This is a genomic window from Streptomyces sp. CB01881, assembly GCF_002953255.1.
GTDB lineage: Bacteria > Actinomycetota > Actinomycetes > Streptomycetales > Streptomycetaceae > Kitasatospora.
Map to the genome: position 1 here is coordinate 377,793 of NZ_CP026498.1, position 13,595 is coordinate 391,387.

Below are 13,595 nucleotides of genomic sequence, written 5' to 3' on the forward strand. Positions count from 1 at the left end.
TCGAGACCGGCCAGCTCGCCGGGAGAGCAGCGTGCAGCACTTCGCGCTCGGCCTTCCGAACCGGGGCTCCGTCCAAGTCGACGTCGAGCGAGGGCACACAGCGCACGACCTCACCTCGACTCTCCTCAGGTTCGGTCCACACCTGGCTCCTACCCTGGGGCGGCCGCCACAACCGGCACCCGTCTGTGCGCACCGGCCGGCCGGGCCGCCACCGGGTCGGCTCACAGTGCACCCTTGCAAGCAGTGAAAGCACTGATAGGAGGCGGGCCACCTGTTCTCGCGTCGATGTCGGTCGGAATGGGCAGGCGCGTCCTGCCCATTCCGACCACCAGGACACAGCCGATGAGTACAGCTGTGCGACAGGACACGGAGGGAGACGACAGATGGGTGGGTTCGAATCGTTCGTCGCGTTGCTGGACACCCAGCCGGTCTACGTCGTCACCGCTGCAACCGACGCCGGGCAGCGCGCAGGCTGCCTGGTCGGCTTCGCGGGCCAGTGCTCCATCCGGCCTCCCCGGTTCACGGTGTGGATCTCCAAGGTGAACCACACCTACGCCGTCGCGATGCACTCTCCTGTCCTCGCAGTCCATCTGCTGCCGCAGCGTCACGACCTCGCGGAACTGTTCGGCGGCTGCAGCGGTGATGCGGTCGACAAGTTCGCGGCTGTTGGCTGGCGGCCCGGCCCGTCCGGAGTCCCGGTGCTCACCGACGCATTGACCTGGTTCGTGGGGCGGGTCCTCGACCGGGTCGACTGGGGTGATCACGTGGGATTCCTCCTGGACCCCATCGTCACCGGGACCACGACAGGGCGCTGTCCGCTCTGCCTTGGCGATGTCGCGGACATCGACGCCGGACATCCGGCTTGACCCCGGGGCTCGCCGACCGGCCCGGCAAGGAGGCACCGACGCGCCCGTGCCTGGCCGCGCTCGAAACACCTCAGCAACGGCGGACCGCCCGTGGAACGAAATGCTCCAAGAGGTCCGCGTGTGCCAGACCGGCGCGCAGATCCACTTCGGGTTCCTCCTCGGCATGGCCTTCACTCAGCGCTTGCCTCCCTGCCCCACTTTGACAACCGCTCACCAGCGGTACCACCGCCGGCGCGACCCTCCGGCGGAGCCACCGGCAAAGACGAACCCCAGCACCCAGATCACGAGGATGGCGAGCGCCACCCACCACAGCACGTGCACGGCGAATCCGGCGCCGCCCAGGATCAGGACGAGAAGCAGGACGATGATCAGTAGAGCCATGTTCTCCGCACCTCCGGCCCACCCGTCTGCCCGGCTGCCGCGAATCCACGCCTGCCGATCGTCGCGGAGTTCGGCTCGTGCAGGGCCGCCAGGGCGTGCTCGACGGCGCGGTGGAAAGTCGGATAGGCCAGGATCATCTGCTGCAGCCGGTCCACGGGTACCTCGGCGTGGACAGCGACTGCCAGGCCGTACAGCACTTCGCCGCCCGTCGGAGCGACGGCTGTCGCGCCGACCAGCACGCCACGGTCGGCGTCCTCGACGAGTTTGACGACTCCCGCGTTGCCCGGCCCGTGGATCCAGCCGCGGGCCGCCTTCGGAATGTCGGCCGAGCCGGTGCGCACCCGGAGGCCCCGCTCGCGGGCCGCGGCCTCGGTCAGCCCGACGGACGCGACCTCTGGGTCGGTGAAGGTGACGCGGGGCAGCGCCCGGTAGTCCGCGGGCGGCCCCGGTCGGCCGAGGACGGCGCGTGCGGCGAGCTCGGCCTGGTAGAGCGCCACGTGCGTGAACGGACCGCGCCCGGTCAGGTCGCCCACCGCCCACAGCCCCGGGGCGGCGAGCATCTGCCCGTCCACCGTGACCCGCTGAGCCTTCGGGTCGAGGCCGACCGTGTCCAGGCCGAGCCGGGAGAGGTCGGGTCGACGGCCCGTGGCGACCAGCAGCCGCTGCGCCGTGAGCTCCTCGCCGTCCTCCAGGGACAGGACGGAAGCGCCCGACCGGTACGCCGCCGAGACCGCCCGACGCCCGACGCGGATGCGCAGGCCGTCGCTGCGCAGCACGCCGGCGAGCACCGTGCCGGCCTCGGGTTCCTCCCCGGGCAGCAGCCGCTGCGCCGCCTCGACGACGGTGACCTCAGTGCCGAATCGGGCGAGGACCTGGGCCAGTTCGAGGCCGATCGCACCGCCGCCGAGCACGAGCAGCGAGTCGGGCCGGTGCTCCGCCCGGATGGCCTCGCGGTGCGTCCAGTACGGCACGTCCGCGAGCCCGGGCACCGGCGGGAGCTGCGGTACCGCGCCAGTGGCGAGGACGACTCCCCTGCGCGCGGCGAGGACGAGATCGTCCACCTGGACCGTCCGAGGGCCGGCCAGCCGGCCGTGGCCGCGGACCAGCTCGCCGCCCTTGTCGGTGAAGCGCTGGACCGCGGCCGTGTCGTCCCAGTCGTCGGTCGCCTCCTCGCGTATCCGCGTCGCCACCGGCTTCCAGTCGGCTTTCACCTCTGCCTGCCCGGCCGTTCCCGGAATCCGGCGGGCCTCGGCGAGCAGGTTCGCCGCCCGGATCATCATCTTGCTCGGAACGCACCCCCAGTACGGGCACTCGCCGCCGACGAGTTCCGCCTCCACCCCGACCACGTCGAGCCCGGCCGCGGCGAGCCTGTTCGCGGCGTGCTCGCCGCCGGGCCCCATCCCGAGCACCACCACATCGACCTCACGCCGCATGACCTGGCCTCCTTCGTGCGACAGGCGACTCCTGACCTGGCGGCTACCCGGCCGGCACTCCCGTACGCCACGCCGTCCAGCCGTGCGCGGGCCCCGCCCGACTGTCCGGGGGGGGATCCGGAGCAGGCCGTGCGGCAGTACTCGGCCTGCGCCCAGGGCCGAGCACGTGCGACCTTGTCCCGCAGCAGCCGCCCGTGGCACGGGTCCGGACGCCCACGAGGGAGGTACTCCTCCTCCGCGCCGTGTCGCAGCGGACCCACTGTCTCCCTCCCTTCCTGTCCCTCTCCCTTCTGCGCGCTGCGGTGCCGAGCCGGCGGCCGGGTCACCGCAGCCTCCTGCGGCTACCGCGCCGGGCGGGAACAAGCCCGTGCCGGCGAGACGGTTCGGGTTCGTATGCCCGACGAGCGGGTCTCCTGGCGGACCGTCGGCGGGGACGTGCACCAGATGGGCACGGTGGCCTTCCGGAAGATCGACGACGACTGACCTCGCCGGCAGCCGACGCTCGCTGACCGGACCGGCATCGGCGGCGGGCCTCGGCGGCGCTCAGCAGGCCGGCGGCCCGTCGGTGCGCGCCGACCACGACCTGGTGCGAGATCACCGTGCGAGCTGGCGGCCGGCCTTCGCGGCTTCGGACAGCCGGCGGTCCTCGTCGCGTCGCTGGCGGGTGTGGAGCACGCCCAGCGCGAAGGCGATGCCGGGTGGGGCCTGGATGGAGAGCTCGCGGATGGTTCTCTCGCCGACCACGCCGTCCTGGTGGGCACCGAGCGCCTTCTGGATGCGTTTCGCGCGCTTGGCCAGCCGACGGGCTTGCTTCCCGAGGAGCGGCTCGGTGCATTCGGCGGCGTAGCGGGCGCGTTTGGCGGCCTTCCGTGCCCGGTGCAGGGCGGCGTCGCGGTCCTGTCCCGGCGGCATGGCGAGCGCGGCACTCAGGCGCCGTCCGGTCCGCTTCCGTTGCCGGGTCAGGACCTTCCGGGCTTCCTTGCGGCCGTGCCGGGCGCGGAGGCGCAGCGGTGGTTCGGCGGCCAGATCCTCCAACACGCCGAGCAGCGCGAAGTAGCGGGGCCGGCTCATCGCCTGCACGGCTGCGCGCCAGGCGGTCTGGTACCGGTCCCGGAAAACGGCCTCCAGCAGTCGGCAAGTCGCCTGCGGCTGGAGGTCGGGAGGCAGGTCGGCGGCGTCGGCGGTGAGCTGCTCGCCCAGTACCTCGGCGTCTCGGGCGCGCCCGAGGATCCGGCCCAGTCGGCGTAGTTCGTCGTCGACGTGGTCCACCGCCCCTTTGCGGAGGAGCCGCCGGTGGGCGGCGAGCGCGCTGCGCAGGCGTCGGACGTGGACCCGCATCTGGTGCACCGCGTCGGGTTCGTTCAGTCGGACGGCGGCGTCCAGTGATTCCAGAGCGGCGACGTGGGTCCGCAGACAGGCGGTGAGGCAGTCGCCAACGGAGTGCGGGGCGTTCGGAGCGGTCGGCAGAGCGGTGCGGGATCCGTCCGGAAGCTCTTCGAGCCGGTCATGCAGGGCGCGGCCGAGTTTCGTCGCGCTGGCGGACGGCCGCAGGCCGCCCGCCAGCAGCCGCTCCTCGACCGCGTCGAGGAGCTCGGGCCCCGCATCCGCCAGCTCCACCTCGGTCTCGATCCAGTCGACGCGTCCGAGCGTCGCGCCGACCGGGCCGATCAGCTCCGCGGACACCGTGTCCTGGTCGATCTCCGCGAGGGTCCCCCCGTGCTCGTCCAGCAGCATCGTGGGCTCCCGCCGCGTCCGCAGGTGCGCCACGGCGCCGAGCCGGCCGCCGCGCGCGTGGACCGCTGCCCGGGCGGTCAGCTCCGCGGGCGGCCGGTCCCTGCCATCGGCGTCGGCAGGGAGGCGGGTCTCGGCACGGCTGCCGTCCGGCTCGGGAGTCTTGAGGTGCCACCCCGCGTCGTGGCCCCCGCTGCGTCGGCGCAGGGTCACGCCCCGGCGCAGGAGTCGGAGGTCCGGAGTGTCGAAGTAGACGGCGTCCAGCCGCACGGTGGCACCGGCGCGCACGGAGGCCACCCCGGACAGGCCGTCCGCAGTGATCGGCTTGCGCAGCGCGCCACCGTACGACCGTTCGATCTCCAGATGTCGTTTCGCCATACTGTCCGTCTGTCCGACAGGGCGCATCCGAATCACCGGCACCCGAGACAGGATTTCGCTTCGACAGCGTGCCGGGCGGTGCAGCAGGTCGGCAGGGTGGAGGCCCTTCCCGTGATGACCGTCAACAGAGTCGGGAACCTGTTCGAAGGTGCCGGGCCTCTCCCGCACGTCACGTAGAGAACTTGCGCGCCCTGGCGGCACTTCTTCCTGCGCGCCCTCAGCCCCGTCGGCCTCCCGGGAGTCGCCGTGATGCCGGGGTCGACGCTCCTGTCGCGCTGTTCCCCTACCGCCTCACGCGCTCGTTCCGCGTTCGCCGCGCCGAACATCCGTGGCGGGAGAAACCTCAGGGCTCGACGCCCGCGGTCTGTGCGCCGACAGCCGGTCGGATCCCGTGGTGTCCGGGCGAGTTTCGAAGCCGGCGAAGGCTACCGGGCCGCTGTTGTTGGCGGAGGCACGGGAACGGGAGACGCGAATGGGAAGACCGCCCTGGATCCAGTGAGTCAGGGAGGCGGTGGCGTGGGCGGGGCGCAGCAGGCAAGAGGCGGCCACCGCGCGTGCAGCTGCTTCTCCCAGGAGGGCGGTGACCTCCTGGCGGCCGTCGGCGAGTCTGACCAGGAGGCGCTCGGGTCGTTCGGCGGGTCCGAGGAGGCCGACCAGCACGGCGGGTTCGGTGAAGCTCATGTCGGTGCATCCCCTCTCCGGTCAGGGGCTGGTTCGATGGCGAACAGGGTGGTGGTCTCGGTGAGGTCGAGGATCCGGGACAGGAAGCGGCCCGGGCGCAGCGACAGGGTCTTGCCGGTTTGCCGGGCGCGCACGCGCAGCAGGATGTTCAGGCCGGTGCTGTCGGTGAAGCTGACGCCCGTCATGTCGATGGTCAGGACACCTGGACTCGCGTCCAGGGCGTGGATCAGCGCTCGCCCGAGACCTGCGGCGCAGTCCTGGTCGATCTCGCCGCAGACGGCTGCGACCGGGTGCTGCGAGGTGCCCGCGAGCCGTACGCCGACGGACTTGTTCCCGGCGGCGATCACGTCGGGGCTGCAGTGCTGTCCCGGCGGCGGTGGCGCCGTTCCCCGGGAGGTGCGCCGCCGCCGTGTTGAGGACTCCCACCTGGACATGGCGAGCTCCTTGGCCACTGACGACTTTCACTGAAATCCTGCGTCGCCCAGTCCATGTACGTCAAGCAAAACCGGAGTCGAAATGCACCTTTTGTGATGCTGGAAGGGCGAGACCTACGATGGGGTCATGGACCGGCACACGGCACCCCCGAGGACGAATTGGACGTTCCTCACCAACCACGCACGTGTCCTGGCGGCCATCGCCCGCGACCCCGGAACGCGGCTGCGTGACATCGCCTCCCACTGCGATCTGACCGAGCGCGCCGCCCAAGCCATCGTCACGGACCTGGAGAAAGCCGGCTACCTCGCCCACACCCGCGCCGGCCGCCGCAACAGATACGAGATCACCCCCGACACCCGCCTGCGCCACCCCGCCGACGATCACCTCCCCGTTGCAGCCCTTCTCGACCTCATGACCTCGGGGACAGAGCGCTCACACGCCACCCCCGCACCAGCTCCGCGCCAGCGGACACAGACCACGGGCCCGCAACCGACCACCCTCTCCACCTGAGCTGCGCCTGGCGGGGATGGCCCGCCCACGGGGTCCACGGTGACGCCGGCCGGTCCGCGTTCAGGTAGGCCGGACACGACAGGGCGGCAACGCATGGCAGGGGCAGTCGGGCGCACGGGTCCTACTCGCCGTGGATCGGCGCCCCGCAGGTGCAGGCGGGTGCGCGACGTCGACGTGGCAGCCCGCATCCCCCGCGATGCCGGGGGCATCCGGCCCGCCCGGGCGCCTCGCGCGTGGCAGAGGGCGCGGCCGGAAGCGTTGGTGGTAGGGAGAGGGCATGACCCTCTCACACCCGGCCGATCGCAGCGACGGCGGGCGCGGCCAGTTCGAGCGGCTCGCCGAAGTCGCCTCCAATTTCACCAGCTCGCCGACGTTCGCGTTGTTCTGCGTGATGCTGGTGGCGGCCTTCATCGTGGTCCACGCGGCCGGTCTGTCCGCGGAGTGGCAGATCCTGGTGGGGGACACGATGACGGCCATCACGCTCCTTCTGTTGGCGCTGCTCAAGAATGCTGAGCGTCGCGCCGAGCATGCCGTCCAACGCAAGCTGGACGCGATCGCCGCCGCTCTCCTCGAAACGCACGAGGGGCACGAGGGCAAGGCGCAAAGCGAGCTCAGGAAGGCGATCCGCATGGAGGAACGGTTCTGAGGATCGGCGACCCACGACCCGTCGGCGGATCACGCCCAAGCCAGCGGATCGGAGGGTGCAGTCACCGGTACAGTCCCGTCTCCGGCGCACGTCGCGCCGAACCATGCCACCCGGCGCCGAGCGGATGCCCCGTGAACGGGCCGGTCATCCGGGTTGAGCAGGCGACCGATGGCGACGTTGACGTCCAGAAGGCCGGCAGGCGGATAGCGGCCGGATCACCGGGTATCCGCTCAATATGCTCACACTCGGCGTGGAGGAGGAGTACCTCCTGCTCGACCTCGGCACGGGCCTGCCACGGGCCCGCGCGGAACAGGTGTGCCGAACGGCCGGCCTGCAGCCCGCCCTCGCCGAGGCCGAGATACAGCGTGAACTCCTGCAGGTCCAGCTGGAGGTCGCCACGCCCGTCTGCCGGGAGCTGGAGGAAGTCGGGGGGCACCTCCTGCGGCTGCGCCACGCTCTGGGGGCAGCCGCCGTCACGGACGGCTGTCGTCTCGCCGCATCCGCCGCAGCCCCCTTCGCCGACCGCCTCACCGTCCCGATCACCGACACCGCCCGCTACCGCGCCATGCGCACCGACGCGCCACAACTGACCGATGAGCAACTGATCACCGGCATGCACGTCCACCTCGGTATCCCCGACCGCGCGACCGGCGTCCTCGTGATGAACAGGCTGCGCCCGTGGCTTCCGCTGCTCGTGGCGCTGGCCGCCAACTCGCCCCTGTGGCAGGGCACCGACACCGGTTTCGCCAGCTGGCGCACCATCGTCTTCAGTCGCTGGCCCGTCAGCGGACCGCCCCCACGCTTCGAGAACGCGGCCGACTACGACCGACGCACCCGCGCGCTGGTGGCACGCCGGCTGATCCACGACCGAGGGCAGATCTACTGGCACATCAGGCTGTCCGACCACTACCCCACCGTCGAGGTCCGCGCCATGGACGTCCAGCTGCGTCCGGACGAGGCGGTACTGCTCGCCGGCATCGTCCGTGTCCTGGCCGACCAGGCCATCAGCGACGATAGAGCGGGGCGCCCCGGCTCCGCCGTCGAGCCGGAGGCCTTGGCCGCAGCCGTGTGGCACGGTGCGCGCCACGGCTCCACGAGCGAGGTGTTCGACCCTGTCCACGGCCGACTCGTCGCGGTCGGCGACGCTGCGGCCACCATGCTCGACTCCGTGGACCCGGCGCTCACCCGGAGCGGCGACCGCAGACACATCGTCCCCGTACTCGAGCGGTTGCTGCGCGAGGGCAACGGCGCCACCCGCCAGCGCCGGGTACTGCGAGAACACGGCCGGGAAGGCCTGATCGCCATGATCAGTGACCAGACCACCGGAACCTGACCGCGTCCCGAACCCACGTGCCTGGTCGATGGCGGCTTGTCGCCGATACGACCCCGGCACCCACCGCGCCGACACCGGCTACCGCGACACTGAGCTGCTGCCTGCGTGCCGTGTCCGTCCTCCTGCCTGGTCGGCCTGCAACCCTTCATCCGGACTGAGACCGCCGACGAGATCCTCGGCAAGGTCGATGCCTACCGCCGGCAATCTCCGTCTCGGGTCACCGGCTCCTCCCGTCCGCTCCTTCGGACGGCACTGCGCCGGCATCGGTACGCTGATCCACCCGCCGTCCGAGGAGGTCCCGGCCGACGAGGATCTCGCGCGAGCGGCGACGTAGCCGGTGACGTGGCTGAGCACGGTATCGGCGGCGGTGCCGCAGTGCTCGGGGGGCACCCGGCCTCGGCGAGGGTGGCGAGCAGCCTGGCGGAGGCGCTCGCCCTGGCCCTGGACGGCGGCTCACCGCCCGGCGACCACCCGGAGACGGCGGTCGCGCGCCCGCAGCCTGGTCCGGCGCCGGCCCGCCTGTTGGCCTCAGGCCTGGTCGGCGCTGTGACGGCGCTGGCCGCGGGTGCTGTGCGCGCCGTCCGCCACCGCCATCAGATCCGGAAGGCTTCGACCCGATGATGCCTCTGCACGAGCGGCTGCGCCGCGAGGCCCACGCCTGCAAGGGCGACGACGACCGCCCGCTGGCCGGCTGCACCGGCCTCATGGGGTATCCGAACGGCTCCTGGGCAGACGCCTCCCTGAGCATCCAACTGTGTCGACGGCAGGAGGCCTGACATGAATCCGGCCGAACACCTGATCCGAGCCGTGGACCGCGCCCAGCAGCGCCGCACCGCCTTGGCGGTGGGGGTCGGCGTGGTCAAGAAATACGGCGACGACCGCGGCGGCCTGCTGGCCGCACTGATCACCTACTACGCGTTCGTCGCACTCATCCCGCTGCTGCTCCTGCTGTCCACCGTGCTCGGTTTCGTCCTGCACGGACACCCTGGCGCGCAGCGGGCCGTGGTCGACTCCGCGCTCGCCGACTTCCCGATCATCGGGGACCAGCTGCGGCAGAACGTCCACACCATCCAGGGCAGCGGCCTGGCGCTGGTCGTCGGCATCCTGGGGCTGCTGTACGGCGCGCTCGGGATCGCGCAGGTCCTGCAACACACCATGGCCGAGGTGTGGAACGTGCCCGGGGTGAAGCGCCCGGGTTACTGGCCGCGCCTGGCCCGCAGCCTCGTCCTGTTCGCCGTCCTGGGGACAGGACTGATCGTGGCCACGGCGGCAGCGAGCCTGGTCACGATCGCGCTGGCGGGCTCTGGCGCCCGCATCGGCGCCCTGGTGCTTTCCGCACTCGTCAATGCCGCCTTGTGTCTGGCATGCTTCCGGATCCTCACTCCCCAGCAGATCGCGCTCCGCGCCCTGCTGCCTGGCTGTGCGATCGCCGGGCCGCTGTTCACGCTCCTGCAGGCCTTCGGCGCGGTCCTGGTCGCCCACGAGCTGCGCCACGCCACCGAGGTCTACGGGTTCTTCGCCACCGTGATCGGTCTGCTGTCCTGGCTCTACCTCGTGGCGCAGGTGACCCTCTACGCGGCGGAGACGAACGTGGTCCTCGCCCGACGGCTGTGGCCGCGCAGCCTCGTCCAGCCCCCGCTGACCGAAAGCGACCAGAGGGTTCTGGAGTCCGTCACCCTCCAGGAGGAACGCCGCCCCGAGCAGCACATCGACGTCGCCTTCGAGGACCCCGCCCACAGCCCGGCGGAAGAGGAGGACGGCTCCAAGGGAAACCGGTAGTCGAGCGGTGCACCAACCGCCTGAAACAGTGGAGAGGCATCGCCACCCGCTACAAGAAGACCACCGCCATCTAGCTGACCGGGCTTCACATCGCAGGCAAGTTCCTCTGGTCCGCCCGTTGATCCAAACGAAACTGCCTGGCGGCACCCCGGGTCAGGTCTCACCGGTGGGGCCAGCCAGGTGTGGACGCCCTGGTAGAAGGAGAAGCAGCCGCCGGTCACGAAGATGCCGACCGCGGCGAGCAGCGACCAGAAGAACCGCTCCTTGCCGTAGCCGAACGGATGGCGTGAGCCGGCCCGGCGGCGGCTGCGACTCAGGGAGGCGAGCAGGAACACCTGGTTGATGCTGTCGGCGATCGAGTGCGCGGCCTCGGCGAGCAGCGCGGGCGACGGCGCCAGCACCCCGGCGACTGCCTTGGCGACGGCGATCACCAGGTCGGCCACCAGGGCCATCACCACGGTCACCCGGGTCGCCCGGTCGGCCGGGGCGCGGCTGGTCCCCGTCGGGGGCCAGGGGCTCGGATCGCGGTCCATGGTGATCGGAACGGCGGAGTACGGCTGTTCCGGAGACCCGGTCAGGGTTTCGTGGATTCCGTGGCGGGTGCGATCTCCGTCATCGTGCACATGACTCCTCCGGGTGGAGTACCGGCCGCAGGTGCGTCTGCCCCCGGGGAAGCGGGGTCAACCTGGCAGGTCTCTGTCGATCCACCGTGGCGCCACCTCGGGCCGTTTTGACAGTCTCCGGCCGATCGATGGTTTCCCACCCGGAGTGGGCGGACTCGCGACGGAGAGGGTGGCGCGGGGGCGTCACGGCGGGATCTCGGCGGGTGGGCCCGGACCAGGTTCGCGCCGCGGCATCGGCCGCCCTGAGGTCCGCTATGGAGTGATTTGTTTGGTTTGGCTGCCGGGTCGGACGGGCAGCCGCCCGGCGGCGGGTGCTGCACCGGCCGGCCTCCGCCTCTGCGATCGCTGCTGGAAGGAGCACGCGGCATGACCGTCAATCCCGGACCCCCTGAAGGCCGTCCCGAGCCGCGCCTGGTCGCCAAGACCCCCAATCCGGGCCCTCCGACCCGCGGCGAGCGCGACGCCAAGGACACCGCTCTCGATGCCGCCCGGGCCGTGGATCCGGACGGGCCGCTCACCACCGACCAGGGCGTGCGCGTCGACGACACCGACAACTCGCTCGCCGCGGGAGAGCGCGGTCCCACGCTGCTGGAGGACTTCCAGCTGCGCGAGAAGCTCACCCACTTCGATCACGAGCGCATCCCCGAGAGGGTGGTACACGCCCGCGGCACCGGCGCCTACGGCTTCTTCGAGCCCTACGGGTCGCTGGCCGAGTTCACCTGCGCGGACTTCCTGCAGGAGGGCGGGAGCCGCACCCCCGTATTCGTGCGATTCTCGACCGTGCAGGGCCCGCGCGGATCCGCCGACACCGTGCGCGACGTGCGCGGCTTCGCCGTCAAGTTCTACACCCGGCACGGCAACTACGACCTGGTCGGCAACAACATGCCGGTGTTCTTCATCCAGGACGCGATCAAATTCCCCGACTTCGTGCACGCGGTGAAGATGGAGCCGCACAACGAGATCCCCACCGGAGGCTCCGCGCACGACACGTTCTGGGACTTCTGCTCGCTGCAGCCGGAGTCCACCCACATGCTGATGTGGGTGATGTCCGACCGGGGAATCCCGCGCAGCTACCGGATGATGCAGGGCTTCGGCGTGCACACCTTCCGCCTGGTGAACACCGAGGGCCGGGGCACGTTCGTCAAGTTCCACTGGAAGCCGAGGCTCGGCACCTACTCCCAGGTCTGGGACGAGGCCCAGATCACCGCCGGGCGCGACCCTGATTTTCACCGCCGTGACCTGTGGGAGGCCATCGAGGCCGGCGACTTCCCCGAATGGGAACTGGGCGTCCAGCTGATCCCCGAGCAGGACGAGTTCGCCTACCCGTTCGACCTGCTGGACCCGACGAAAATCGTTCCGGAGGAGCTGGTGCCGGTGCGACCGGTGGGCCGGATGGTGCTGGACCGCACCCCGGAGAACTTCTTCGCCGAGACCGAGCAGGTCGCCTTCCACACCGCCAACATCGTGCCGGGCATCGACTTCACCAACGATCCGCTGCTGCAGGGCCGCAACTTCTCCTACCTGGACACCCAGCTGATCCGCCTCGGCGGCCCGAACTTCTCCCAGTTGCCGGTCAACCGCCCGCTCGCCGAGGTGCGTACCAACCACCGCGACGGCTACGGCCAACACACCGTGCACTCGGGTACCAGTTACGCGCCGAACTCGGTGGGTGGCGGCTGCCCGTTCACCCTGGGCGGAGCCCGCCTGCCGGAGGGGGTGTTCGAGCACTATCAGGAGCGCGTCGACGGCGCGGCGATCCGCCGGCGCAGTCCCAGCTTCGCGGACCACTACAGCCAGGCCGCGCTGTTCTGGCGCAGCATGGCCGACTGGGAGCAGGAGCACATCACCGCTGCGTTCTCCTTCGAGCTCGGCAAGGTCGCAGAGCAGGCCGTGCGGCGCCGCATGGTCGCCAACCTGGCCCGGGTTGACGGCGCGCTGGCCGTGGAGGTGGCCCGCCGTATCGGGGAGCCCGAGCCGTCCGCCATGGCCGACGAGGCCGGAACGGAAGAGCTGCAGGTCTCGCCCGCACTGAGCCTGGAGAACCAGCGCGGCACGGGCATCCACACCCGCAAGATCGCCGTCCTGGTCGCGGACGGTGTGGACGCCGCTCAGGTGCGCGCCGCACAGGCCCGGTTGCGGGCCGAGAGCGCCACGGCGGAGACCCTCGCCCTCCACGGCGGGAGCGTGGTCGGCCGCGAGGCGCAGGACGTGGCAGTCGCCCGGGCGCTGCCAACCACAGCATCGGTGCTGTACGACGCCGTGGTGGTACCCGACGGCACCGACGCGCTCGCCGCTGATCCGGATGCCGTACGGTTCGTCAGCGAAGCCCTGCGGCACGGCAAACCCGTCGCCGTCCTCGGGTCCGGAATCGCCCTGTGCGAGGCCGGCGGCGGTGGAGGAGGCCTCCAGGACGTGACCGGGGTCGCGGTCTGCGGCAGTGGGCGACAGGCCGACGCCGCGTTCTGGGACGAGTTCGTCGCCCTGGCCGGACAGCACCGATTTCCCAGCCGTTGACACGCCCGCTGCACGTGGCTCTCAGAACAGTTCGTACGGGCAGTACGCGGCAGCGGCGTGCGGCGCACTGCGGTAGCGCGGTCTGCGGCAGCTCTCCGTGCCTCGAAGAGGTACGCGCCGCGCGGAGGGCCCCCTGTCCGCATCGACCACTGTCGGGAGTGCGAAAGCACCATCCGACGTGAGTGCGGCCGTCCGCCGGTCTGTCAGTCACCCGTTCGCGGGGACACGCGCTGCCAGCGCGGGCCTGGCCACCGCTGCACTCAGCGTGGAAAAGGAGCAGATCCA

The 13,595-nt window shown here is 71.3% G+C and carries 12 protein-coding genes and 2 pseudogenes; 8 read left to right on the forward strand and 6 right to left on the reverse strand.

Features of this window, described 5'->3' with window-relative positions; translation table 11 throughout:
* Positions 1 to 383: 383 nt before the first annotated feature.
* Both C2142_RS01795 and C2142_RS39105 read left to right on the forward strand, forming a co-directional pair.
* Positions 384 to 866, forward strand: a complete 483-nt coding sequence (locus C2142_RS01795; RefSeq protein WP_148640741.1) for a flavin reductase family protein — start codon at positions 384 to 386, stop codon at positions 864 to 866.
* 46 nt (positions 867 to 912) lie between these two features.
* Positions 913 to 1,041, forward strand: a pseudogene (locus C2142_RS39105) (DUF6328 family protein); the annotation flags it as partial.
* Positions 1,042 to 1,076: 35 nt separating this feature from the next.
* On the opposite strand, the gene C2142_RS01800 reads toward C2142_RS39105, so the two are convergent.
* From C2142_RS01800 to C2142_RS01820, 5 genes are all read right to left on the reverse strand, one after another.
* A complete protein-coding gene (locus C2142_RS01800; RefSeq protein ID WP_148640742.1) occupies positions 1,077 to 1,247 on the reverse strand; it encodes a hydrophobic protein in 171 nt (56 codons plus the stop codon).
* Positions 1,235 to 2,680, reverse strand: a complete 1,446-nt coding sequence (locus C2142_RS01805; protein WP_148640743.1) for an NAD(P)/FAD-dependent oxidoreductase — start codon at positions 2,678 to 2,680, stop codon at positions 1,235 to 1,237. Before C2142_RS01805 ends, C2142_RS01800 begins: the two co-directional genes overlap by 13 nt.
* 594 nt (positions 2,681 to 3,274) lie before the next feature.
* Positions 3,275 to 4,789 (reverse strand): CYTH and CHAD domain-containing protein, encoded by a 1,515-nt coding sequence (locus tag C2142_RS01810; protein ID WP_162002383.1) that lies wholly within the window; start codon positions 4,787 to 4,789, stop codon positions 3,275 to 3,277.
* A gap of 291 nt (positions 4,790 to 5,080) precedes the next feature.
* Positions 5,081 to 5,470: a hypothetical protein gene (locus C2142_RS01815; protein ID WP_148640745.1), complete on the reverse strand. Its 390-nt coding sequence runs from the start codon at positions 5,468 to 5,470 to the stop codon at positions 5,081 to 5,083.
* Complete coding sequence (locus C2142_RS01820; protein WP_148640746.1) at positions 5,467 to 5,904, reverse strand: STAS domain-containing protein; 438 nt, start codon at positions 5,902 to 5,904, stop codon at positions 5,467 to 5,469. Before C2142_RS01820 ends, C2142_RS01815 begins: the two co-directional genes overlap by 4 nt.
* A 127-nt stretch (positions 5,905 to 6,031) precedes the next feature.
* Here C2142_RS01820 and C2142_RS01825 point away from each other — a divergent pair, with 127 nt between their 5' ends.
* The 5 genes and pseudogenes from C2142_RS01825 to C2142_RS39110 all read left to right on the forward strand — a co-directional run.
* Positions 6,032 to 6,415, forward strand: a complete 384-nt coding sequence (locus C2142_RS01825; protein ID WP_148640747.1) for a helix-turn-helix domain-containing protein — start codon at positions 6,032 to 6,034, stop codon at positions 6,413 to 6,415.
* 277 nt (positions 6,416 to 6,692) lie between these two features.
* The gene (locus C2142_RS01830; RefSeq protein WP_148640748.1) at positions 6,693 to 7,061 is read left to right on the forward strand and encodes a low affinity iron permease family protein; all 369 of its coding nucleotides are present in this window, start codon (positions 6,693 to 6,695) and stop codon (positions 7,059 to 7,061) included.
* A gap of 235 nt (positions 7,062 to 7,296) precedes the next feature.
* Positions 7,297 to 8,394 (forward strand): glutamate--cysteine ligase, encoded by a 1,098-nt coding sequence (locus C2142_RS01835; protein WP_148640749.1) that lies wholly within the window; start codon positions 7,297 to 7,299, stop codon positions 8,392 to 8,394.
* A gap of 617 nt (positions 8,395 to 9,011) precedes the next feature.
* The gene (locus tag C2142_RS01840) at positions 9,012 to 9,170 is read left to right on the forward strand and encodes a hypothetical protein (protein ID WP_153882745.1); all 159 of its coding nucleotides are present in this window, start codon (positions 9,012 to 9,014) and stop codon (positions 9,168 to 9,170) included.
* Between the two features lies 1 nt (position 9,171).
* Positions 9,172 to 9,990: pseudogene (locus C2142_RS39110) on the forward strand (YihY/virulence factor BrkB family protein); the annotation flags it as partial.
* Here the strand turns inward: C2142_RS39110 and C2142_RS41390 are convergent.
* The gene (locus C2142_RS41390) at positions 9,966 to 10,706 is read right to left on the reverse strand and encodes a cation transporter (RefSeq protein WP_148642123.1); all 741 of its coding nucleotides are present in this window, start codon (positions 10,704 to 10,706) and stop codon (positions 9,966 to 9,968) included. The pseudogene C2142_RS39110 and the gene C2142_RS41390 sit on opposite strands and share 25 nt — an antisense overlap.
* A 456-nt stretch (positions 10,707 to 11,162) precedes the next feature.
* Here C2142_RS41390 and C2142_RS01850 point away from each other — a divergent pair, with 456 nt between their 5' ends.
* The gene (locus tag C2142_RS01850; RefSeq protein ID WP_148640752.1) at positions 11,163 to 13,310 is read left to right on the forward strand and encodes a catalase; all 2,148 of its coding nucleotides are present in this window, start codon (positions 11,163 to 11,165) and stop codon (positions 13,308 to 13,310) included.
* The last annotated feature ends 285 nt before the right edge of the window (positions 13,311 to 13,595 follow it).